The sequence below is a fragment of the Burkholderia sp. Bp8992 genome, assembly GCF_003853705.1.
GTDB lineage: Bacteria > Pseudomonadota > Gammaproteobacteria > Burkholderiales > Burkholderiaceae > Burkholderia.
This window is the reverse complement of the sequence record NZ_QTQI01000003.1, coordinates 425,906-445,028: the sequence shown is the minus strand read 5'-3', so window position 1 is coordinate 445,028 and position 19,123 is coordinate 425,906. Positions and strand designations below refer to the sequence as shown.

At 67.3% G+C, this 19,123-nt stretch carries 19 protein-coding genes; 15 read left to right on the top strand and 4 right to left on the bottom strand.

Features of this window, described 5'->3' with window-relative positions:
* Positions 1 to 88: 88 nt before the first annotated feature.
* From DIE03_RS07120 to DIE03_RS07090, 7 genes are all read left to right on the top strand, one after another.
* Positions 89 to 1,003, top strand: coding sequence for an ABC transporter permease subunit (locus tag DIE03_RS07120; RefSeq protein WP_124448824.1), 915 nt, complete (start codon positions 89 to 91; stop codon positions 1,001 to 1,003).
* Positions 1,000 to 1,932 (top strand): ABC transporter permease subunit, encoded by a 933-nt coding sequence (locus DIE03_RS07115; protein WP_124448822.1) that lies wholly within the window; start codon positions 1,000 to 1,002, stop codon positions 1,930 to 1,932. Before DIE03_RS07120 ends, DIE03_RS07115 begins: the two co-directional genes overlap by 4 nt.
* Positions 1,933 to 1,953: 21 nt before the next feature.
* On the top strand, positions 1,954 to 3,519 hold the full coding sequence (locus DIE03_RS07110; RefSeq protein WP_124448820.1) for a DUF3138 family protein: 1,566 nt from the start codon (positions 1,954 to 1,956) through the stop codon (positions 3,517 to 3,519).
* Between the two features lie 26 nt (positions 3,520 to 3,545).
* Complete coding sequence (locus DIE03_RS07105; protein WP_124448818.1) at positions 3,546 to 4,838, top strand: FAD-binding oxidoreductase; 1,293 nt, start codon at positions 3,546 to 3,548, stop codon at positions 4,836 to 4,838.
* A gap of 71 nt (positions 4,839 to 4,909) precedes the next feature.
* Positions 4,910 to 5,290 (top strand): cupin domain-containing protein, encoded by a 381-nt coding sequence (locus DIE03_RS07100; RefSeq protein ID WP_124448816.1) that lies wholly within the window; start codon positions 4,910 to 4,912, stop codon positions 5,288 to 5,290.
* A 45-nt stretch (positions 5,291 to 5,335) separates the two neighbouring features.
* Complete coding sequence (locus tag DIE03_RS07095) at positions 5,336 to 6,751, top strand: amidase family protein (protein WP_124448814.1); 1,416 nt, start codon at positions 5,336 to 5,338, stop codon at positions 6,749 to 6,751.
* Between the two features lie 25 nt (positions 6,752 to 6,776).
* A complete protein-coding gene (locus DIE03_RS07090; protein WP_124448812.1) occupies positions 6,777 to 8,267 on the top strand; it encodes an aldehyde dehydrogenase in 1,491 nt (496 codons plus the stop codon).
* A 55-nt stretch (positions 8,268 to 8,322) separates the two neighbouring features.
* Here DIE03_RS07090 and DIE03_RS07085 read toward each other — a convergent pair whose 3' ends face one another.
* Both DIE03_RS07085 and DIE03_RS07080 read right to left on the bottom strand, forming a co-directional pair.
* Positions 8,323 to 8,835, bottom strand: a complete 513-nt coding sequence (locus DIE03_RS07085; RefSeq protein WP_124448811.1) for a DUF4262 domain-containing protein — start codon at positions 8,833 to 8,835, stop codon at positions 8,323 to 8,325.
* Between the two features lie 74 nt (positions 8,836 to 8,909).
* Entirely contained in the window at positions 8,910 to 10,754 is a 1,845-nt protein-coding gene (locus DIE03_RS07080) for an ABC transporter ATP-binding protein (protein ID WP_124448809.1), read from the bottom strand.
* A gap of 302 nt (positions 10,755 to 11,056) precedes the next feature.
* On the opposite strand from DIE03_RS07080, the gene DIE03_RS07075 reads away from it, so the two are divergent.
* From DIE03_RS07075 to DIE03_RS07050, 6 genes are all read left to right on the top strand, one after another.
* On the top strand, positions 11,057 to 11,623 hold the full coding sequence (locus tag DIE03_RS07075; RefSeq protein WP_124448807.1) for a TetR/AcrR family transcriptional regulator: 567 nt from the start codon (positions 11,057 to 11,059) through the stop codon (positions 11,621 to 11,623).
* A gap of 224 nt (positions 11,624 to 11,847) precedes the next feature.
* Positions 11,848 to 12,273, top strand: a complete 426-nt coding sequence (locus DIE03_RS07070; RefSeq protein WP_124448805.1) for an organic hydroperoxide resistance protein — start codon at positions 11,848 to 11,850, stop codon at positions 12,271 to 12,273.
* A 58-nt stretch (positions 12,274 to 12,331) separates the two neighbouring features.
* Positions 12,332 to 13,366, top strand: a complete 1,035-nt coding sequence (locus DIE03_RS07065) for an alpha/beta hydrolase (RefSeq protein ID WP_124448803.1) — start codon at positions 12,332 to 12,334, stop codon at positions 13,364 to 13,366.
* A 348-nt stretch (positions 13,367 to 13,714) separates the two neighbouring features.
* Positions 13,715 to 14,086: a CidA/LrgA family protein gene (locus tag DIE03_RS07060; RefSeq protein ID WP_124448801.1), complete on the top strand. Its 372-nt coding sequence runs from the start codon at positions 13,715 to 13,717 to the stop codon at positions 14,084 to 14,086.
* On the top strand, positions 14,083 to 14,817 hold the full coding sequence (locus tag DIE03_RS07055; RefSeq protein WP_124448799.1) for an LrgB family protein: 735 nt from the start codon (positions 14,083 to 14,085) through the stop codon (positions 14,815 to 14,817). Before DIE03_RS07060 ends, DIE03_RS07055 begins: the two co-directional genes overlap by 4 nt.
* Positions 14,818 to 15,050: 233 nt before the next feature.
* Positions 15,051 to 15,356, top strand: a complete 306-nt coding sequence (locus DIE03_RS07050) for a hypothetical protein (RefSeq protein WP_124448797.1) — start codon at positions 15,051 to 15,053, stop codon at positions 15,354 to 15,356.
* Between the two features lie 97 nt (positions 15,357 to 15,453).
* Here DIE03_RS07050 and wrbA read toward each other — a convergent pair whose 3' ends face one another.
* Both wrbA and DIE03_RS07040 read right to left on the bottom strand, forming a co-directional pair.
* Positions 15,454 to 16,056 (bottom strand): NAD(P)H:quinone oxidoreductase, encoded by a 603-nt coding sequence (gene wrbA / locus DIE03_RS07045; RefSeq protein WP_124448795.1) that lies wholly within the window; start codon positions 16,054 to 16,056, stop codon positions 15,454 to 15,456.
* 61 nt (positions 16,057 to 16,117) lie between these two features.
* Entirely contained in the window at positions 16,118 to 16,843 is a 726-nt protein-coding gene (locus DIE03_RS07040; protein ID WP_124448793.1) for a pirin family protein, read from the bottom strand.
* Positions 16,844 to 16,971: 128 nt separating this feature from the next.
* On the opposite strand from DIE03_RS07040, the gene DIE03_RS07035 reads away from it, so the two are divergent.
* On the top strand, positions 16,972 to 17,889 hold the full coding sequence (locus DIE03_RS07035) for a LysR family transcriptional regulator (protein ID WP_124448791.1): 918 nt from the start codon (positions 16,972 to 16,974) through the stop codon (positions 17,887 to 17,889).
* 94 nt (positions 17,890 to 17,983) lie between these two features.
* Positions 17,984 to 19,105, top strand: coding sequence for a Fic family protein (locus DIE03_RS07030; RefSeq protein WP_124448789.1), 1,122 nt, complete (start codon positions 17,984 to 17,986; stop codon positions 19,103 to 19,105).
* The last annotated feature ends 18 nt before the right edge of the window (positions 19,106 to 19,123 follow it).

Genomic DNA, 19,123 nt, shown 5'->3' with positions numbered 1-19,123 from the left:
ATGAACGACAACGCACCGGCGTGGAACGACGACGTGTTCGTGTCGTGGTCGCCGGCCAGCGGCGTCGTGCTGACGCAGTGAGGACGCCATGACGAAACTTTCCGCTTCCTCGCTGTCGCGCTTCCTGCCGTCGGGCCGCGGCGTTGCGATCGGCGTGCCGTTCCTGTGGCTCGTGATCTTCTTCGCGCTGCCGTTCGTGCTGGTGCTGAAGATCAGCTTCGCCGATCAGATGCTCGGCATCCCGCCCTACACGGCGCTCGCGCGGCTGGAGGCCGGCACCGTGCAGTTGGTGCTGTCGCTGAAGCATTACGCGCTGCTGCTGCAGGACGACCTGTACCTGAACACGTACGTCAGCTCGCTGAAGATGGCCGCCGCGTCGACGCTGATGTGCCTGCTGGCCGGCTATCCGATCGCGTACTGCATCGCACGCGCGGCGCCGGCGCGCCGCAACCTGCTGATGATGGCCGTGATGCTGCCGTTCTGGACGTCGTTCCTGATTCGCGTCTATGCATGGGTCGGGATCATGAAGGACGACGGGCTGCTGAATCACGCGCTGGCCGCGCTCGGCATGATCGCGACGCCGCTGCGCCTGTATCACACCGACGCGGGCGTCTACATCGGGATGGTCTATTCGTACCTGCCGTTCATGGTGATGCCGCTGTACGCGCACCTCGTGAAGATGGACCTCGCGCTGCTCGAGGCCGCGAACGATCTCGGCGCGACGCCGTGGTCCGCGTTCTGGCGCATCACGCTGCCGCTGTCGAGGAACGGCATCGTCGCGGGCAGCCTGCTCGTGTTCATCCCGGCCGTCGGCGAATACGTGATACCCGAACTGCTCGGTGGCGCGAACACGCTGATGCTCGGCCGTGTGATGTGGGACGAGTTCTTCAACAACATGGACTGGCCGATGGCGTCCGCCGTCACGGTGACGATGGTGCTGGTGCTGCTCGTACCGATGGCGCTGCTCCACTACAGCCAGACCGAAGCGGAGGCACGGCAATGACCCGCGCGAATCGCATCCTGTCCGCGTGGGTGCTGGGCGCGGGCTTCCTGTTCCTGTACGTGCCGATCGTCAGTCTGGTCGTCTATTCGTTCAACGCGTCGAGGCTCGTGACTGTATGGACGGGCTTCTCGCTGAAATGGTACGGCGCGCTGCTGCACGACGACGAACTGCTGACGGCCGCATGGCTGTCGCTGAAGATCGCGCTGCTGACGGCCACCGCGTCGGTCGCGATCGGCACGTGGGCCGGCTTCGTGCTCGCCCGCATGGGGCGCTTTCGCGGCTTCACGCTGTATGCCGCGATGATCAACGCGCCGCTGGTGATTCCCGAAGTGATCCAGGGCATCTCGCTGCTGCTGCTGTTCGTCGCGATGCAGCAGACCTTCGGCTGGCCGGCCGGGCGCGGCTGGCCGACGATCTGGATCGGCCACGTGATGCTGTGCCTGTCGTTCGTCGCGGTGATCGTGCAATCGCGCGTGAAGGAACTCGACCGCTCGATCGAGGAGGCAGCACTCGATCTCGGCGCGCGGCCATGCAAGGTGTTTTTCGTGATCACGTTGCCGCTGATCGCGCAGGCGCTGGTGTCCGGCTGGCTGCTCGCGTTCACGGTGTCGATCGACGACGTGATCCTGTCCGCGTTCCTGTCCGGCCCCGGCTCGACGACACTGCCGCTCGTCGTGTTCTCGCGTGTGCGGCTCGGGTTGAATCCGGAGATGAATGCGCTTGCCACGGTGTTCATCACGGCCGTGACGATCGGTGTCGTCGTCGTGAACCGCGCGATGCTGGCCCGCGAACGGAAGCAGGCGCGCGACGCGCGTGCGTGGCATGCGGCGTCCGCGCTCGATGCATCGGCGCCGTCTTCCGTCTTGCCGCCCGAGCGCCCATCGCCCGCGCAGCCCCGGCATGCCCCCACACCGCATCCCGTGAAGTGAATGACGACAAGGAGACTTTCCGTGAAAAAGAAACTGCTTTGCGCGCTGATCGCCGGTGCGCTGCCGGGGCTCGCCGCCGCGAACTCGAGTGCCGACCAGATCAGGGCGCTGCAACAACAGCTCGCGGTGCTGCAGCGGCAGATGAACATGCTGCAGTCGCAACTCGCCGCGAAGCCGGCGGCGGCACCGGTCGCGTCGAATGCGATTTCCGCCGCAGCGGCCGCCGATCCGTCGGCGCCCGGCTACGGGCAGGCGCCGGCCGCGCTGACCAACGACGACGTGACGGAAATCCGCCAGCAGGTCGCGAACCAGCAGCTGAAAGTCGATTCGCTGACCGATGCCGCGCGCACGGGACCGATCGCGGGGCTGTCGGTGACGGGCTATCTCGACCCGACCTACGTGTACAACCGCGGCGGCGGCACGTCGTCGTTCCAGTTCGCGAATCATGAGAACGCGTACACCTATTACAACAGCACGTTCGGCGACGTGTTCCTCGACATCAAGAAGACCTTCGGCGTCGGCCCGACCGCGCCGTCCGCGGAAATCACGCTGATGCCGAACCGCGGCGCGGGCCTGTCGATGATGACGGGCAGCGGCGCGAGCGGGCTGAACATCGTGAACACGGCAATCGTCACTGTGCCGCTGTCGGGCACGACCTCGTTCGTCGGCGGGCTCGTACTCGGCTTCGGCGGCTACGAGTACCAGCAGTCGAGCCAGATGCTCACGCTCACGCACAACCTGCTGTACGACTTCTCCGATCCCGGCTCGTCGATCGGCGCCGGCATCAATTACCAGAGTGCGGACGGCCACTGGGCATGGAAGTTCTTCGTCGGCAACGAGCAGTTCCGCAGCGCGGGCGCGGTCACGCAGACGGGCGTCAACGCGCTCGGCGATCCGATCACGACGAGCAACAAGGTGCCGACCTTTACCGCGCGCGTCGACTACATGCGCGGCAGCGCGCTCGACCTCGGCGGCTCGATCAACATCGGCCGCCAGACGCTGGTGAGCGCCGTCGATCCGGCGACCGGCAACGTGCGCTATGGCGTGGGCGGCAACGCGCCGACCGCGTACGGCGCGTTCTTCTTCGGTGAAGCCGATGCGACTTACACGGTGGCCGATGCGCAGTACAACGCGGAACTCGACTACGGCCAGCAGCAGCACGGCGCATTCAACGGCGGGCTCGCGCAATGGTTCGGGCTGTCGCTGCTCGCGCACCGCAAGTTCAATGCGCCGGTGGTCGGACGCATGGGTGCGACGGTGCGCTACGACTTGCTCGTGAACCGGAAGAACGGTGGGGGCGGCTCGTCGATCGGCCTGAACGGCAACGGGATGGATCCGAACAACGGCTTCGGCATCGACGCGGATTGCCTCGCGCAGTCGAAGGCGAACGGCGGTGTCGGCTTCGAATGCAAGGGCGCGACGCGGCAGGCGGCGGCGTTCGACCTGCTGTTTTACCCGACCCAGCAGGTGACGGTGAAGGTCGAATACCGGCACGACTGGGCGAGCAACAAGGTTTTCCTGCGTCACGACGGGTCGTATGCGAAGTCGAACGACCTGCTCGCGACCCAACTCATCTACGCGTTCTGACGCGACGCCGGTCGCGAGTCTTACCTATGCTCAAGTTCAAGAACCAGCAACATGTTCAGTCATACTATGCAGCGACGGTCAATAACCGCGTGCGGCATCCGGCGCTCGACGGGGCCGTGAGCGCCGATGTGTGCGTGATCGGCGGCGGGCTCACCGGCCTGTCCGCGGCGCTCGATCTCGCGGAGCGCGGCCATTCGGTCGTGCTCGTCGAGGCGTCGAAGATCGGCTGGGGTGCAAGCGGGCGCAACGGCGGCCAGCTGATCGCCGGTTACTCGTGCGACATCGATACGTTTTCAGCCCATCTGCCGGAGGACGACGTGCGGCGTATATGGGCGATGGGGCTGGAATCGGTCGACATCGTCAGGCAGCGGGTCGAACGGCACGGCATCGATTGCGACCTGACCTTCGGCTACCTGACCGCCGCGAACAAGCCGCGCCATCTCGACGCGCTGCGTGCATGGCGCGATGCCGTGGCGAGCCGTTTCGGCTATGGCGGCTGCGACATCGTCGAGCGGGCCGACATGCCGCACTTCGTCGCGTCCGACCGTTACGTCGGCGGCCTGTTTCACGAAGGCAGCGGCCACCTGCATCCGCTGAACTACACGCTCGGCCTCGCACGCGCGGCACGCGAAGCCGGCGTGACGATCCACGAGGACACGCCCGCGCTCGCGCTCGATCGCGCCGCGCCATACCACCGCGTCCGGTGTGCGCGCGGGCACGTGGATGCCCGCTATGTCGTGCTGGCATGCAACGCGTATCTCGGGCAACTGGCGCCGTCGGTCGCGCGCAAGATCATTCCGGTGGCGACCTACCTGATCGCTACGGAGCCGCTCGGCGACGCGCGTGCGGCGCAGACGATGCCGGCCGACGCGGCGATCAGCGACTGCAATTCGGCGCTCGACTATTTCCGGCTCACGCGCGACCGCCGGCTGCTGTGGGGCGGCAAGGCCAGCAGCTCGACGAACACGCCGCGCGACCTCGCGGCCGCGATGCGGCGCGACATGCTGAAGACGTTCCCGCAGCTTGCCGACGTGCGGATCGACTACGCGTGGGGCGGCCTGATCGACGCGACGATGAACCGCGCGCCGCATTTCGGCCGGCTCGAACCGACCGTGTATTTCGCGCAGGGTTTCTCCGGGCACGGCGTCAACGTGACGGGCCTGGCCGGCCGGCTGATCGCGGAAGCGATCGATGCGCAGGCCGCGCGCTTCGACCTGTTCGGCCGGATCCGGCATCGCGATTTCCCAGGCGGGCGCGTGCTGCGCACGCCGATGCTGGCGCTCGCGATGGCATGGCACCGGGCCATGGACCTGCTTTGACCTGCGCCGGCCGGCTCGCCCGGTCGCGCGGACCCGCGACGTTTGCAAACACTCACACCCTGGAGGCAACCATGACCGACATCACCCATCTCGTCGACCTGATGCGGGCGCCGGCGAAGCTCACGCAGAGCCGCGTGCCGAGCGGGCTGCTGCTCGACGGCAACCCGATGCAGACGCTGTCGCATCACTACATCAGCCCGTGCGGGCAGTTCAGTTGCGGGATCTGGGCATGCACGCCCGGCCGCTGGACGATCGAATACGACGAGTCGGAGTACTGCGAGATGCTGAGCGGCGTCGCGATCGTGCGCGACGCGGACGGCCGCGAACGCGTGCTGCGCGCCGGCGACCGTTTCGTGATTCCGCCGGGCTTTCGCGGCACGTGGGAAGTCGTCGAAGCGTGCCGCAAGATCTACGCATCGCACGCACCGCAGGCTGCACAGCCGGGCGCGTGACGCGGCCGAGTCAATCCAATCAGCGAGATCAACGAGGAACAACCCATGACCCAGGAATTGTGGCGTCTCAGCGCAGCAGAAATGGCCGCGCATGTCGCCCGGCGCGACGTGTCGGCGACGGAACTCACACGCAGTTGCCTGCAGCGGCTGGAGCAGGTGAACCCCGTCATCAACGCGATCGTCGACGTGATGGCCGACAGCGCGCTGCAGGCGGCGTCGGAGGCCGATGCCGCGATCGCGCGCGGCGCGCCGCTCGGCCCGCTGCACGGCGTGCCGGTGACCGTGAAGATCAACGTCGATACGGCCGGACACGCGACGACCAACGGCGTGCGCGCGTTCTCCGACCTGATCGCGCAGGAAGACAGCCCGGTGACCGCGAACCTGCGCAAGGCCGGCGCGATCGTGATTGGGCGCAGTAATGCGCCGGCGTTTTCGTACCGCTGGTTCACCGACAACGAACTGCATGGCCGCACGTCGAATCCGTGGGATGCGTCGCTGACGCCGGGCGGCTCCAGCGGCGGCGCGGCCGCGGCGGTGGCCGCCGGCATCGGCGCGATCGCGCACGGCAACGACCTGGGCGGTTCGATCCGCTACCCGGCCTACGCGTGCGGTGTCGCGGGGCTGCGGCCGAGTACCGGGCGCGTGCCGGCGTACAACCCGACGCAGTCGAAGGACCGCACGCTCGCGGTGCAGCTCGCATCGGTGCAGGGGCCGCTCGCGCGGACGGTCGGCGATCTGCGTCTTGCGCTCGACGCGATGTCGGCAGCCGACGCACGCGACGCATGGTGGATGCCGGTAGCGCCGGCCGTGCGCGAGGCTGCGTTCCCCGCGCGCGTGGCGGTGTGCGCCGAACTGCCCGGTGTGCCGACCGATCCGGTGGTCGTCGACGCGATCCGGCAGGCCGCGCGCTGGCTCGAAGACGCCGGCTGCATCGTTGAGGAAGCGACGCCGCCGCGGTTCGCCGAAGCGTGCGAACTGTGGCTCGACCTGGTGACCAACGAGGCGCGCAGCGGGCTCGGCGACGTGATCATGCAGCACGGCGACGCGGCGATCCGCACCGCGTTCGCGAGCCAGCGCAATCTGGCCGCGCCGCTGGACCTGGCCGGCTACATGAACGGCCTTGCGCGGCGCACCGCGCTGCTGCGCGACTGGCAGCAGTTCTTCGCACGCTATCCGGTGCTCTTGATGCCCGTGTCGTGCGCGCGGCCGTTCGCGATCGACGCCGACTTGCAGGGCGACGCCGCGATGCGCGAGATCGTCGGCAGGCAGGGGCCGCTGCTTGCAACCGCGCTGCTCGGCCTGCCGGGCCTGTCGGTGCCGACCGGCATCCGCGACGGCGTGCCGACCGGCGTGCAACTCGTCGCCGGGCGCTTCCAGGAGGCGCTGTGTCTCGCCGCGGGCGAAGCGATCGAGGCGCGCGCGGGCATCTTCACGCCGATCGATCCGGTTCGCGGATCGTGATGCGTCACTTTTCACGAGGAAACGCATGACTCAACCGACATTCGAAGACTGGCAGGCCCGCGCGGCCCTGCTGCAGATCGAAGGGCGCGCATTCATCGACGGCGAGGTGCGCGACGCACATGCCGGCGCGACCTTCGCCTGTGTGAGCCCGATCGACGGGTGCGTGCTCGCGCACGTGGCCGATTGCGCCACCGGCGACGTCGACCACGCGGTCGCCGCCGCGCGCCGCGCGTTCGATGCGCAGGTGTGGGCCGGCATGAATCCGCGCGCCCGCAAGGCCGTGCTGCAGCGCTGGGCCGCACTGATGCGCGAGCACGCGGACGAGCTCGCGTTGCTCGAGACGCTCGACACCGGCAAGCCGATCGCCGATACCACGGCGATCGACATCCCGGCCGCCGCGTACTGCGTCGAATGGTTCGCGGAAGCGATCGACAAGATCGGCGGCGAGGTCGCGCCGGCCGACCATCATCTCGTCGGGCTCGTGACACGCGAGCCGATCGGCGTCGTCGCGGCCGTCGTGCCGTGGAACTTCCCGTTGCTGATGGCCGCATGGAAGTTCGCGCCGGCGCTTGCGGCAGGCAACAGCGTGGTGCTCAAGCCGTCCGAGAAGTCGCCACTGACCGCGATTCGCGTCGCGCAGCTCGCGAGCGACGCCGGTATGCCGGCGGGCGTATTCAACGTCGTGCCCGGCGGTGCGGAGCCGGGCAGGGTGCTGGCGCTGCATCGCGACGTCGACTGCATCGCGTTCACGGGGTCGACGCGCACCGGGCAGCAGATCATGGCGTGCGCCGCGCAATCGAACCTGAAACGCGTGTGGCTCGAACTCGGCGGCAAGTCGCCGAACATCGTGCTGCCCGATTGTCCCGATCTCGACCGCGCCGCGCAGGCGGCCGCCGATTCGATCTTCTTCAACATGGGCGAAGTGTGCACGGCCGGCTCGCGCCTGCTCGTGCACCGCGACATCAAGGATGCCTTCGTCGCGAAGCTGGTCGATGCGTCGCGCCGCTTCGCGCCCGGGCATCCGCTCGATCCTGCGGTGACGATGGGCGCGATCGTCGATCGCACGCAGCTCGATCGCGTGATGGGGTATATCGGTCTCGGGCGCGACGAAGGCCGCCTCGTGACGGGCGGCGCACGCGTGCGCGAGGAGACGGGCGGGTTCTATGTCGAGCCGACGGTGTTCGAGGTGAAGCCCGATGCGAGGATTGCGCGGGAGGAGATCTTCGGGCCCGTGCTGTCGGTGATCGCGTTCGACGATGTCGACGAAGCCGTGCGCATTGCCAACGACACCGAGTACGGGCTCGCGGCGGCGGTATGGTCGGCAAACCTCTCGACCGCGCACGCGGTCGCAAGGCGCCTGCGGGCGGGTACCGTGTGGGTCAACTGCTACGGCGACGGCAGCGACGACATGAACTTTCCGTTCGGCGGTTACAAGCAGTCGGGCAATGGCCGCGACAAGTCGCTGCATGCGCTCGACAAGTACACCGAGCTGAAATCGACGATCGTGCGGCTCTAGCGTCGGGATGCGCGGCACGCTTGCAACAAGGTGTCGCGCGATTGAGCTGCGCCGGTCAGTGGCGATCGTCGCCCGGGACGAACAGGCGCGGCTGCGCGGCGTTCAATGCGTCGTTCGCTTCCGGCTGCCACGGAAACACCCCGTTGCGGTCGGGCCACAGCAACTGGACGCACGGGAAGTCGTCGTTGCCGTAGAACCAGCGGTTCCAGCCGAGGTGGGCTTCGTAGTGGGCTTGCTCGACTGGCATCAGCAGCGCGTTCGCATTGCTGTAGACGGCATCCGTGACTTCACCGACCGGCGGCGGCGTGCCAGCCGCGACCATCCTGTAGACGTCCCACAGCACATCGTGGACGATGCGCGCCGGCAGTGAGAACACGATGATTTCCGGGAAGCCGTGGTTGACCCACAACCCGGTCGTGAACGAGAAGCCCGGCTTGTCTCCTTCTGCGAACACTTCGGTGCGGAACCACCCGTGCTGGCGAATCTGATGCACGAATCGTTGCTCGTCCTCCTCGAGCACTGAATCGGGTGCATCGAGTGCGGTGGCGATATCCGGTCGAGTGGTCATGCGGGCTCCTTGGATGGGTGTCGGTCGAATTCGCCGATGACCGATGCGCCGCCATGTTGCCATGGCCGCCGCGCTTACTGTACCGCTTCCTCCGTTTCGCCGAGGAACCCGCCGCTCTGGTGCGCCCACAGCGCCGCATAGATGCCGCCCGCGCTCAGCAGCTGCTGGTGCGTGCCTTCCTCGACGATGCGCCCTTCGTCGAGCACGATCAGCCGGTCCATCGCGGCGATCGTCGACAGCCGGTGCGCGATCGCGATCACCGTCTTGCCGCTCATCAGCGTGTCGAGGCTGCGCTGGATCGCGACTTCGACTTCGGAATCGAGCGCGCTGGTCGCCTCGTCGAGCACGAGAATCGGTGCGTCCTTGAGCATCACGCGCGCGATCGCGACACGCTGCCGCTGGCCGCCCGACAGCTTCACGCCGCGCTCGCCGACCTCGACGTCGTAGCCGCTGCGCCCGTGGCGGTCGCGCAGCCGGTCGATGAACTCGGTCGCTTCGGCCCGCGCGGCCGCCTCCTGCATCTCGCGCTCGGTCGCGTCGGGCCGCCCGTACAGCAGGTTCTCGCGCATCGTGCGGTGCAGCAGCGACGTGTCCTGCGTGACCATCCCGATCGCGCTGCGCAGGCTGTCCTGCGTCACGTGCGCGATGTCCTGCCCGTCGATCCGGATCGTGCCGCCGCTCACGTCGTAAAAGCGCAGCAGCAGGTTCACGAGCGTCGACTTGCCGGCGCCCGAACGGCCGATCAGGCCGATCCGCTCGCCCGGCCGGATCGTCAGGTTCAGCCCGTCGAACACCGTGCGGTCGTTGTCCTCGTGTGCGAACTGCACGTTGTCGAACACGATCCCGCCGCGCTGCACGACGAGCGCCTTCGCATCGGGCGCGTCGACCACGCTGCGGACCTTCGTCAGCGTGTTGATGCCGTCCTGGATCGTGCCGACGTTCTCGAACAGCTCGGTCATTTCCCACATGATCCAGTGCGAGTAGCTCGACAGGCGCAGCGCCATCGCGATCACGGCCGCGACGACGCCCGCGCTCGCCTCGCCGTGCATCCACAGGTAGAGTGCGAGCCCGGCCGAGCCGACCAGCAGCAGCGTCGACAGCAGGTGGTTGACGATCTCGAACGCGCTGACGAGGCGCATCTGCGCGTCGCCGGTCGCCTTGAACGCTTCCATCGCGTGTCGTGCATGGTCGGCTTCCCGCCGCGTGTGCGAAAACAGCTTGACGGTCGTGATGTTGGAATACGCGTCGGTGATGCGGCCCGTCATCAGCGCGCGGGCGTCGGCCTGCCGGCTGCCGACGGCGCCCAGGCGCGGCACGAAGTACGCGCACGCGGCGCCGTAGCCGAGCGCCCACAGCATGAGCGGAATCATCAGCCGCCAGTCGAAGCTGGCCGCCAGCACGAGGATGCCGATCAGGTAGGCGGTGACGCCGATTACGACGTCGACCGACATGAACAGCGCGTCGCGCACCGCGAGCGCGGTCTGCATGATCTTGGTCGTCACGCGGCCCGCGAACTCGTTCGCATAGAACGACAGGCTCTGGTCGAGCATCAGCCGGTGAAACAGCCAGCGCAGCCGCATCGGGAAGTTGATCGCGAGCACCTGGTGCTTGACCATCGTGTGCAGCGCGATGAGCAGCGCGCTGCCCGCGAGGATCGCTGCGAAGCCGGCGAGCGTGCCGAAGTGGCGGCCGCCGAATTGCGCCGGCGTCGACGCCGACAGCCAGTCGACCACGTGCCCCATCATCGCGAACAGCGCGGCTTCGTAGGCGGCCAGCGCGGCCGACGTCAGCGCGATCAGCAGGATCCAGCCGCGTGCGCCTTTCGTGCATGCCCAGACAAACGAAAAGAATCCCTTCGGCGGCGTGACGGGATCTTCGAGCGGGAAGGTCGGCAGGCGACGTTCGAACCACGAATACATTGAAACTTCTCCTTGGTGCGGTGAGGTCGATCGGCCGGATCGGTCATGCAGGCCGCGGGCGCGACACCGGTCGGTACACCTTTCTGCCCGACCCGCGATCGCGCGGTCGTCGCGTCACCAGGCCGAGAGTGTCGCATCGATCGGGTTCGGCTGCAGGCCGGTTGTAAGCCGCTTCCTTGGTGGCGGGTCGATGCGCCCGCACGTGGAATTCGGAGTGGGCGAATGGCGGGAGCCTACGCCATCGAATCGGACCCTCAAAAAAGTCCTTGACCATCTATCTATGAGTAGATAAAGTTCGATCCATGGAAACGAAACCGACCGTCCGCGAACAGATTCTCGACCACGCGATCACGCTGATGATGCTGCGCGGTTACAACGGCTTCAGCTACCGAGATCTGTCCGACCTGGTAGGCGTGAAGACGTCGAGCATCCACTACTACTTCCCGTCGAAGGACGATCTCGTGCTGGAAGCGGTGGCGGTGTACAGCGACGAGGTTCTCGCGGCCATGCGGGCGATCGATCGGGCGTTGCCGGCCGACGTGAAGCTGAGCCTGTACACGAAGATGTTCGGCCGCACGTTGGGTGACGGCAACCTGATCTGCCTGTGCGGGATGCTCGCGTCCGACATCGAGACGTTGCCGGAGAATGTGCGGCAGGCCGTGCAGACGTTCTTCAAGGCCAACGAAAGCTGGCTGGCGGAACTGCTGGCGCAGGGCGCGCAGGAAGGCACGCTGCAGTTCAGCGGCGAGCCCGACACGGCGGCGCGCACGTTGTACGCGGCGTTCCAGGGAAGCGTGCTGGCCAGCCGGCTGTTTCATACACGGGCGCGTCTCGAGGATGTCGAGGCCGTCTGGAAAACGCGGCCCTGACGGGCGGCGCAAGCAGCAAGGCGGATTTCCGCCTTTTTATTGGATCTCGATATCTATCTGTTGGTAGATAGATTAATGGCGCAGATGGGGCGACCCTCTGCATTTTTTGGGGACGTTTATCTATCTATGAGTAGATAAATAAACGTGATGCGGGCGGCGAGGCTGCCAGCACGCGGTCCCCGGTTCGAAGGCTGTTTCATTCATTTGCTGAAAAGGAGTCTGTCATGTCGATCGAAAAAGTGTTGTACCGCGCCCATGCAAAAGCCACCGGCGGCCGTGACGGCCGTGCGACGGTGCCCGAAAGCGGCCTCGACCTGAAGCTGACCACGCCGCGCGAGCTCGGTGGCGCGGGCGGTGCGGGCGCGAACCCCGAGCAACTGTTCGCCGCCGGCTACAGCGCGTGCTTCATCGGTGCGATGAAGTTCGTCGCGGCCCGCGACAAGATCGCGATGCCCGCGGACGCGTCCATCGAAGGCAGTGTCGGCATCGGCGCGATCCCGAACGGCTTCGGCATCGAAGTCGAACTGAAGATCTCGCTGCCGGGCCTCGATCGCGACGTTGCGCAAACGCTGATCGACCGCGCACACCTCGTATGCCCGTACTCGAATGCGACGCGCGGCAACATCGACGTCACGCTCACGCTTGCCTGATCGATCGCATTACGAACCATCCATCGTCATTGACCTGTTGAAACCAAGGAACACCATCATGAAGATCGTCAAGCCGCTGCTGATCGCCGCCGCCGTCGCCGCCGCGCTGTCCACTGCACCCGCCGCATTCGCGGCGAGCGGCGACGCCGTCCGTCCCGATACGAAGACGAGCGCGTTCCTCGCCGTGCTGAACGGCCAGAAGGGCCCGGGCCTCGAAACGCTGAGCCCCGCGAAGGCACGCCAGGTGCTGGTCGACGCGCAGAACGGCGCGAAGGTCGATCTGTCCGGCATCGACGTGTCGAACCGCACGATCGAGCAGGACGGGCTGTCGGTGCCGGTCACGATCGTCCGCCCGCAAGGCGCGACGGGTACGCTGCCGGTATTCGTGTTCATCCACGGCGGCGGCTGGGTGCTCGGCGACTTCCCGACGCACGAGCGTCTCGTGCGCGATCTCGTCGTACAGTCGGGCGCCGTCGCGGTGTTCGTGAACTACACGCCGTCGCCGGAAGCGCATTACCCGGTCGCGATCAACCAGGCGTATGCGGCAACGAAGTGGGTGGCCGCGCATGGCGCCGAGATCGGCGTCGACGGCAGCCGCCTCGCGGTGGTCGGCAACAGCGTCGGCGGGAACATGACGGCCGTGGTCGCGCTGATGGCGAAGGACAAGGGCGGCCCCGCGATCCGCTTCCAGGGCCTGATGTGGCCGGTCACGGACCACAACTTCAACACGGGCTCGTACAACGCCTACCAGCAGGGTCACTTCCTGACGCGGCCGATGATGAAGTGGTTCTGGGATGCCTATACGAAGAACGAAGCGCAACGCAACGAGATCTATGCGTCGCCGCTGCGCGCGAGCCTCGCGCAGTTGAAGGGCCTGCCGCCCGCGCTGATCCAGGTCGCGCAGTTCGACGTGCTGCGTGACGAGGGCGAAGCATACGGCCGCAAGCTCGACGCGGCCGGCGTCGATGCGACGACCACGCGCTACGACGGCACGATCCACGATTTCGGCCTGCTGAACGTGCTCGCCGACGATGCGCCGACGAAGGCCGCGACGAAGGCGATGGCGAATGAAATCGCGACGCGGTTGAAGTAACGCGATCGGTGGTCGTTCGAACGTGAACGGCAGGACGGCGGGCATGTGCCCGCCGTTTCCGCGTATTGGCCACGTGAAATTTGGGTGGCTGCGCTTTCGGACCGGCGCGTTGTCGCTCCTTCGTCGCACCTGGGCGGCGTCCGGCTCATGCCGGGTAGCATGTCGGGCGGCCTGTCTTCCACGATCGCGTGCCGGGTTCAACCCGCCCGAAGCGGTTGAACGGGAATCGCGCCGTCGCGACCGGCCACGGGCATTGTTGGTACGATCGCGCGTAGGTTCATGCCGGCACCGCAAGCCGCCGGCTCATCGGCCGCGCGCCAGCGCGGCCACGTTCGGGAGAAGCGGTTCATGTTGCAGGCGTTCGCGGTCTTGCTGATCTTCCAGTGTCTCGGGGAAGGCGTGTCCTATCTGTTCGGCCTGCCGGTGCCGGGCCCCGTGATCGGCATGCTGCTGCTGTTCGGCTTCGTGATGCTGCGCCCGCAGGCCGCCGATGCGATCGAGCCGACCGCGCTCGAGCTGCTGCGTCACCTGTCGCTGCTGTTCGTGCCGGCCGGCGTCGGCATCATGGTGTCGGCCGACCGCGTGCGCGGCGACGCGGTCGCGGTCGTCGTCGCGCTGGCCGTGAGCACCACGCTGGCGATCGCGGTGACGGCGCTCGTCACGCGCGCGCTGTTGCGGCGCCAGCGCCGCGCGGGCGGCAACGCGGAGGGCGTGCAATGACGGCCTTCCCGAAACTCGGCGCGATCTGGGTGTATCTCGCCGCGAGCCCGTTGCTCGGCCTGACCATCACGCTGGTCGCGTATCTGTTCGCGCAGGCCGTCTATGCGCGGGCGCGCTTCAACCCGCTCGCGAATCCGGTGCTGATCGCGGTCGCGCTGATCGTCGGTCTGCTGACGATCACGCATACGCCGTATCCGACGTATTTCGAAGGCGCGCAGTTCGTCCACTTCCTGCTCGGCCCCGCGACCGTCGCGCTCGCGCTGCCGCTGTACCGCCAGTGGTCGAAGCTGCGGCGCACCGCGCTGCCGCTGCTCGTCGGCCTGCTCGCGGGCTCGCTGACGGCGATCGTGTCGGCGGTCGGCATCGCCGCGCTGTTGGGGGCGTCGAGCCAGACGATCGCGTCGCTCGCGCCGAAATCGGCGACCACGCCGATCGCGATGGCGGTGGCCGCGGAGATCGGCGGCATTCCGTCGCTCACGGCCGTGCTCGTGATCTCCACCGGGATCTTCGGTGCGGTCTGCGCACGCGGGATCCTCAATCTGCTGCGGGTCGACGAGCCGGCCGTGCGCGGTTTCGCGCTCGGCGTCGCGTCGCACGGGATCGGCACCGCGCGCGCGTTCCAGGTCAGCGAGGAGGCGGGCGCGTTCGCGGGGCTCGGGATGGGGCTGAACGGCGTGCTGACGGCATTCGTCGTGCCGATCCTGCTGCCGATGCTGTCGCGCTGGATCTGAGCGGGCGCCGCCCTGGGGCTATCGGTTTCCCTGATGGCGCGGACGATTTGCCGAAAGGACGGCGCACACGGCGCGCATGTATCGTGGCCGTTATCAGGAGAATTCAGGAACGCACACGGACATTTGGGTATTGATCGGCTAACGTTGCATCGGCGCCGTTGTCGCAAGCCGTCGCGTGCGCGCAGGTGTCCGACCCACAATCAACAATCAACAACCGACAAGGAGATTCGGCCATGAAGCAGTCTCGCGTGGTTTCGGTGGCAGTAGCGGTAACGGCGTCGTTCGGTCTGTTGTTGACCGCCGTGCCGGCGGCATACGCGCAGGATCCGGCGTCCGCGCCGACGCAGAAGCAGCTCGACAAGGCGCAGAAGAAGGCGGCGCGCAAGGCGGCCCGCGCGCGGCACGCGTCGGACCTGAAGGCGATCGGCACCGGCAGCGGCTACCGGCTGACCGGCGACCAAAGCAACTATCCGCAGAACGCCGTGCAAACGGCGCCCGCGACGAAGGCGGCGCCGGCCGCACCGGCGTCGGGCCAGTAACGGCCGCCAGCCGTGCACAGGACGAACGGCGCCGGTTGACCCGGCGCCGTTCGTTCATGTGCGCAACTGCGGAACCGCGGGGCGCGAGGCCGCCGCGTTACGACGCGAGCTTGCTCGCGATTTCCGCGACATGCTTGCCTTGATAGCGCGCGATGTCGAGCTCGTTCGCGCTCGGCTGGCGACTGCCGTCCGCGCCCGCCAGCGTCGTCGCGCCGTACGGCGTGCCGCCGGTGATTTCGCTCATGTTGACGAGCCCGCTGCAGGCGTATGGCACACCCACGATCACCATCCCATGGTGCAGCAGCGTCGTGTGGAACGACGTGATCGTCGTTTCCTGGCCGCCGTGCTGCGTGCCGGTCGACGCGAACACGCTGCCGATCTTGCCGACGAGCGCGCCCTTCATCCACAGGCCGCCGGTCTGGTCGAGGAACGTGCGCATCTGGCCGGCCATGTTGCCGAAGCGGGTCGGCGTGCCGAAGATGATCGCATCGTAGTCGGCGAGTTCGTCCACCGTGGCGACCGGCGCGGCCTGGTCGACCTTCACGCCGATCGCGCGGGCCTGGTCGACGGGAATCGTTTCCGGCACGCGCTTGAGCGTGACCTCGACGCCAGGCACCGATTTCGCGCCTTCCGCGATGTGCTGCGCCATCGTTTCGACGTGCCCGTAGGACGAGTAGTAAAGAACCAGAACCTTGGCCATGTTGCGAATCTCCGATTAAAAGGGCCCCGCGTTCAGCGGGGCCCGGTTTCCCGAACGGGCGTCATGCCCACTCGGCCGTCACTTCGACCGGACGCAGGTCGAACACCAGCACTTCGGCGTCCTTGCCGTCCGCGATCGTCAGCGCCTGTTCGCCGCGGATGCGCGCACCGTCGCCTTCGCCGAGCGTCACGCCGTTGACCGTCACGCTGCCGCGTGCCACGTGCACGTAAGCAAAGCGGCTCGGGTCAAGTTCCAGCGTAGTGCTTTCATCGCCGTCGAACAGGCCCGCGTAAATCCGGGTGTCCTGCCGGATCTTCAGCGAACCGGCGTCGCCGTTCGGCGACACGACGAGGGCGAGCTTGCCGCGCTTGTCTTCGGCCGCGACATTCGTCTGCTGATAACGCGGCTCGGCACCCTTTTCGGCCGGCCCGACCCAGATCTGCAGGAAGTGGACCGGCGTGTCCGGCGAGTGGTTGAACTCACTGTGGCGCACGCCCGTGCCCGCGCTCATCAACTGCACGTCGCCCGGCACGATCACCGAGCCGGTGCCCATCGAGTCCTTGTGTTCCAGTGCGCCGTCGAGCACGTACGACAGGATTTCCATGTCGCGGTGCGGGTGCGTGCCGAAGCCGCGGCCCGGCGCGACGCGGTCGTCGTTGATCACGAGCAGGTCGGAGAAGCCGACTTGCTTCGGATCGTAGTAATTCGCGAACGAAAACGTATGACGGGAGCTGAGCCAGCCATGCTCCGCACGGCCACGTTGGTTTGCTGCACGGATTTCGATCATGATTTTTTTCCTTCAAGTCGCCGGTCCTCGGAAGTGGGCCCGGCTGTTCGTTGAGAGGAATCTTAGGTCAATCGATTTGACAAATAAATGGCTGTAGAGATAATGACTGTCGCTATGGAGTGGACAATATGGAACTCAACGACCTGAGGATCTTCGTCGCGACCGTCGATGCGGGCAGCTTCACGGCGGCGGCCGACCAGCTGATGCTGTCCAAGCAGTTCGTCAGCCGCCGCACGATGGCGCTGGAGGCGTCGCTCGGCGTGCGGCTCCTGCACCGCAATACGCGCAATCTCGCGGTGACCGAATCGGGGCAGGAGTTTTATGCGCGCGCGCAGCGCATCCTTGCGGAGATCGCCGACGCCGAGCAGGCGATGTCGGTGCGCAGCACCGAGCTGCACGGCTCGCTGAAGATCAGCGCGCCGCTGTCGTTCGGGATCACGCACGTGTCGCCGCTGATCGCCGAATTCCTGTCCGCGCATCCGGCCGTGCGGCTCAACCTCGACCTGACTGACCGGCGCGTCGACCTGATCGGCGAGGGTTTCGACCTCGTGCTGCGGATCGGCACGCTCGAGGATTCGACGCTGATCGCGCGCCCGCTCGGCGCGTGGCGGATGATCGCGTGTGCGAGCCCCGCGTACCTGAAGCGGCTGGGCACGCCGCAGGCGCCGGCCGATCTCGCCGGCCACACGTGCCTGCTGTACGGGCGCGAGCGGCGCGTCGGCTGGGAATTCCGCGTCGACGGCGCGTTGCGCACGTTCGACGTGCAGGGGCCGCTCGTCGCGAACAACGGCGAAGTGGTGCGCGACGCGGCGATCGCGGGGCTCGGTATCGCGCTGCTGCCGCACTTCATCGTCGGCGCGGCGCTCGACAGCGGCGCACTCGTGCCGGTGCTCGACGCGTATGTGCCGCCGCCGATCACGCTCAATGCGGTGTTTCCGCAGCATCGGGAAGGGTTCGTCACGCTGCGCACGTTCATCGGGTTTCTTGCCGAGCGGCTCGGCGACGCGCCGCCGCCAGGGAAGCGCGGCGCGGGCCGGGCGCGGTAGCGGGCCGGCATGCGGCGAATAGGGTGAATATTCTCCGTAGAATTTGCGGAGAATATTGTGCCGTACGGTGAATCGGTGGGATAATCTCCGCATCATGAGCGGAGATTACACTTTCATCTGGGAGTCGGCCGACTGGCCGGCGTGGCGCTTCGACTTGCCGGCACTCGCCACGCCGCTGGCCGACGTCAGCCGTGCGCAAGGCATGCTGGCCGGGCGGCTGGCGGATATCGGCCTGGCGCTGCGCGACGAGGCCAGCCTGGCCGCGCTGACGGAGGACGTCGTCAAGACCAGCGCGATCGAGGGCGAGACGCTGAACGTCGCGTCGGTCCGCTCGTCGATCGCGCGCCGGCTCGGGGTCGACATCGGCGCGCTGGCGCCGGTCGATCGCCACGTCGAGGGCGTCGTCGACATGGTGCTGGACGCGACGAGCCACGCGGCGGCGCCGGTCACCGAAGCGCGCCTGTTCGGGTGGCATGCGGCGCTGTTCCCGACCGGCTATTCGGGATTGACGCGCATCACGGTCGGCGGATGGCGTACGGACGCGAGCGGGCCGATGCAGGTGGTGTCCGGGCCGATCGGCCGGCAGCGCGTGCATTTCGAGGCGCCGCCGGCCGCACGACTGGCGCACGAGGTCGCGCGCTTTCTCGCATGGCTCAATGCCGAAGCGGCCGAACCGTTGCTGATCCGGGCCGGCCTGGCCCACCTGTGGTTCGTCACGCTCCATCCGTTCGACGACGGCAACGGCCGGATCGCGCGTGCACTCGGCGATCTGGTGCTGGCGCGTGCCGACCGGAGTCCGCAGCGCTTCTACAGCCTGTCGGCGCAGATCCAGCGCGAGCGCAACGCGTACTACGACGTGCTGGAGCGCACGCAGCGCGGTTCGCTCGACGTCACGGAATGGCTCGCGTGGTTTCTGGATACGCTCGGCAGGGCCATCGATCACGCGCACACGACGCTCGACGCGGTGCTGGTGAAGGCGCGCTTCTGGCAGCGCTGTGCAGGCTTCGCGATGAACTCGCGCCAGGTCAAGGTGATGAACCGGCTGCTCGACGGCTTCGAAGGGAAACTGACGACGACCAAATGGGCGGCCCTCGCGAAGTGCTCGCAGGACACCGCGCTGCGCGACATCACCGAGCTTGTCGAGCATGGCATGCTGCGTCGCTCGGTGTCCGGCGGCCGGAGCACGAGCTACGAACTGGTGCCGTTCGACGGCTGATGTCCTAGCGACGGCTTG

Bases quoted from the DNA above. Each gene is read 5' to 3' on its own strand.
- DIE03_RS07100 (WP_124448816.1), top strand. From the start codon at position 4,910: ATGACCGACATCACCCATCTCGTCGACCTGATGCGGGCGCCGGCGAAG.
- DIE03_RS07035 (WP_124448791.1), top strand. From the start codon at position 16,972: ATGGAACTCAACGACCTGAGGATCTTCGTCGCGACCGTCGATGCGGGC.
- DIE03_RS07090 (WP_124448812.1), top strand. From the start codon at position 6,777: ATGACTCAACCGACATTCGAAGACTGGCAGGCCCGCGCGGCCCTGCTG.
- DIE03_RS07050 (WP_124448797.1), top strand. From the start codon at position 15,051: ATGAAGCAGTCTCGCGTGGTTTCGGTGGCAGTAGCGGTAACGGCGTCG.
- DIE03_RS07115 (WP_124448822.1), top strand. From the start codon at position 1,000: ATGACCCGCGCGAATCGCATCCTGTCCGCGTGGGTGCTGGGCGCGGGC.
- DIE03_RS07120 (WP_124448824.1), top strand. From the start codon at position 89: ATGACGAAACTTTCCGCTTCCTCGCTGTCGCGCTTCCTGCCGTCGGGC.
- wrbA (WP_124448795.1), bottom strand. From the start codon at position 16,056: ATGGCCAAGGTTCTGGTTCTTTACTACTCGTCCTACGGGCACGTCGAA.
- DIE03_RS07060 (WP_124448801.1), top strand. From the start codon at position 13,715: ATGTTGCAGGCGTTCGCGGTCTTGCTGATCTTCCAGTGTCTCGGGGAA.
- DIE03_RS07075 (WP_124448807.1), top strand. From the start codon at position 11,057: ATGGAAACGAAACCGACCGTCCGCGAACAGATTCTCGACCACGCGATC.
- DIE03_RS07095 (WP_124448814.1), top strand. From the start codon at position 5,336: ATGACCCAGGAATTGTGGCGTCTCAGCGCAGCAGAAATGGCCGCGCAT.
- DIE03_RS07030 (WP_124448789.1), top strand. From the start codon at position 17,984: ATGAGCGGAGATTACACTTTCATCTGGGAGTCGGCCGACTGGCCGGCG.
- DIE03_RS07065 (WP_124448803.1), top strand. From the start codon at position 12,332: ATGAAGATCGTCAAGCCGCTGCTGATCGCCGCCGCCGTCGCCGCCGCG.
- DIE03_RS07055 (WP_124448799.1), top strand. From the start codon at position 14,083: ATGACGGCCTTCCCGAAACTCGGCGCGATCTGGGTGTATCTCGCCGCG.
- DIE03_RS07105 (WP_124448818.1), top strand. From the start codon at position 3,546: ATGCTCAAGTTCAAGAACCAGCAACATGTTCAGTCATACTATGCAGCG.
- DIE03_RS07080 (WP_124448809.1), bottom strand. From the start codon at position 10,754: ATGTATTCGTGGTTCGAACGTCGCCTGCCGACCTTCCCGCTCGAAGAT.
- DIE03_RS07040 (WP_124448793.1), bottom strand. From the start codon at position 16,843: ATGATCGAAATCCGTGCAGCAAACCAACGTGGCCGTGCGGAGCATGGC.
- DIE03_RS07070 (WP_124448805.1), top strand. From the start codon at position 11,848: ATGTCGATCGAAAAAGTGTTGTACCGCGCCCATGCAAAAGCCACCGGC.
- DIE03_RS07085 (WP_124448811.1), bottom strand. From the start codon at position 8,835: ATGACCACTCGACCGGATATCGCCACCGCACTCGATGCACCCGATTCA.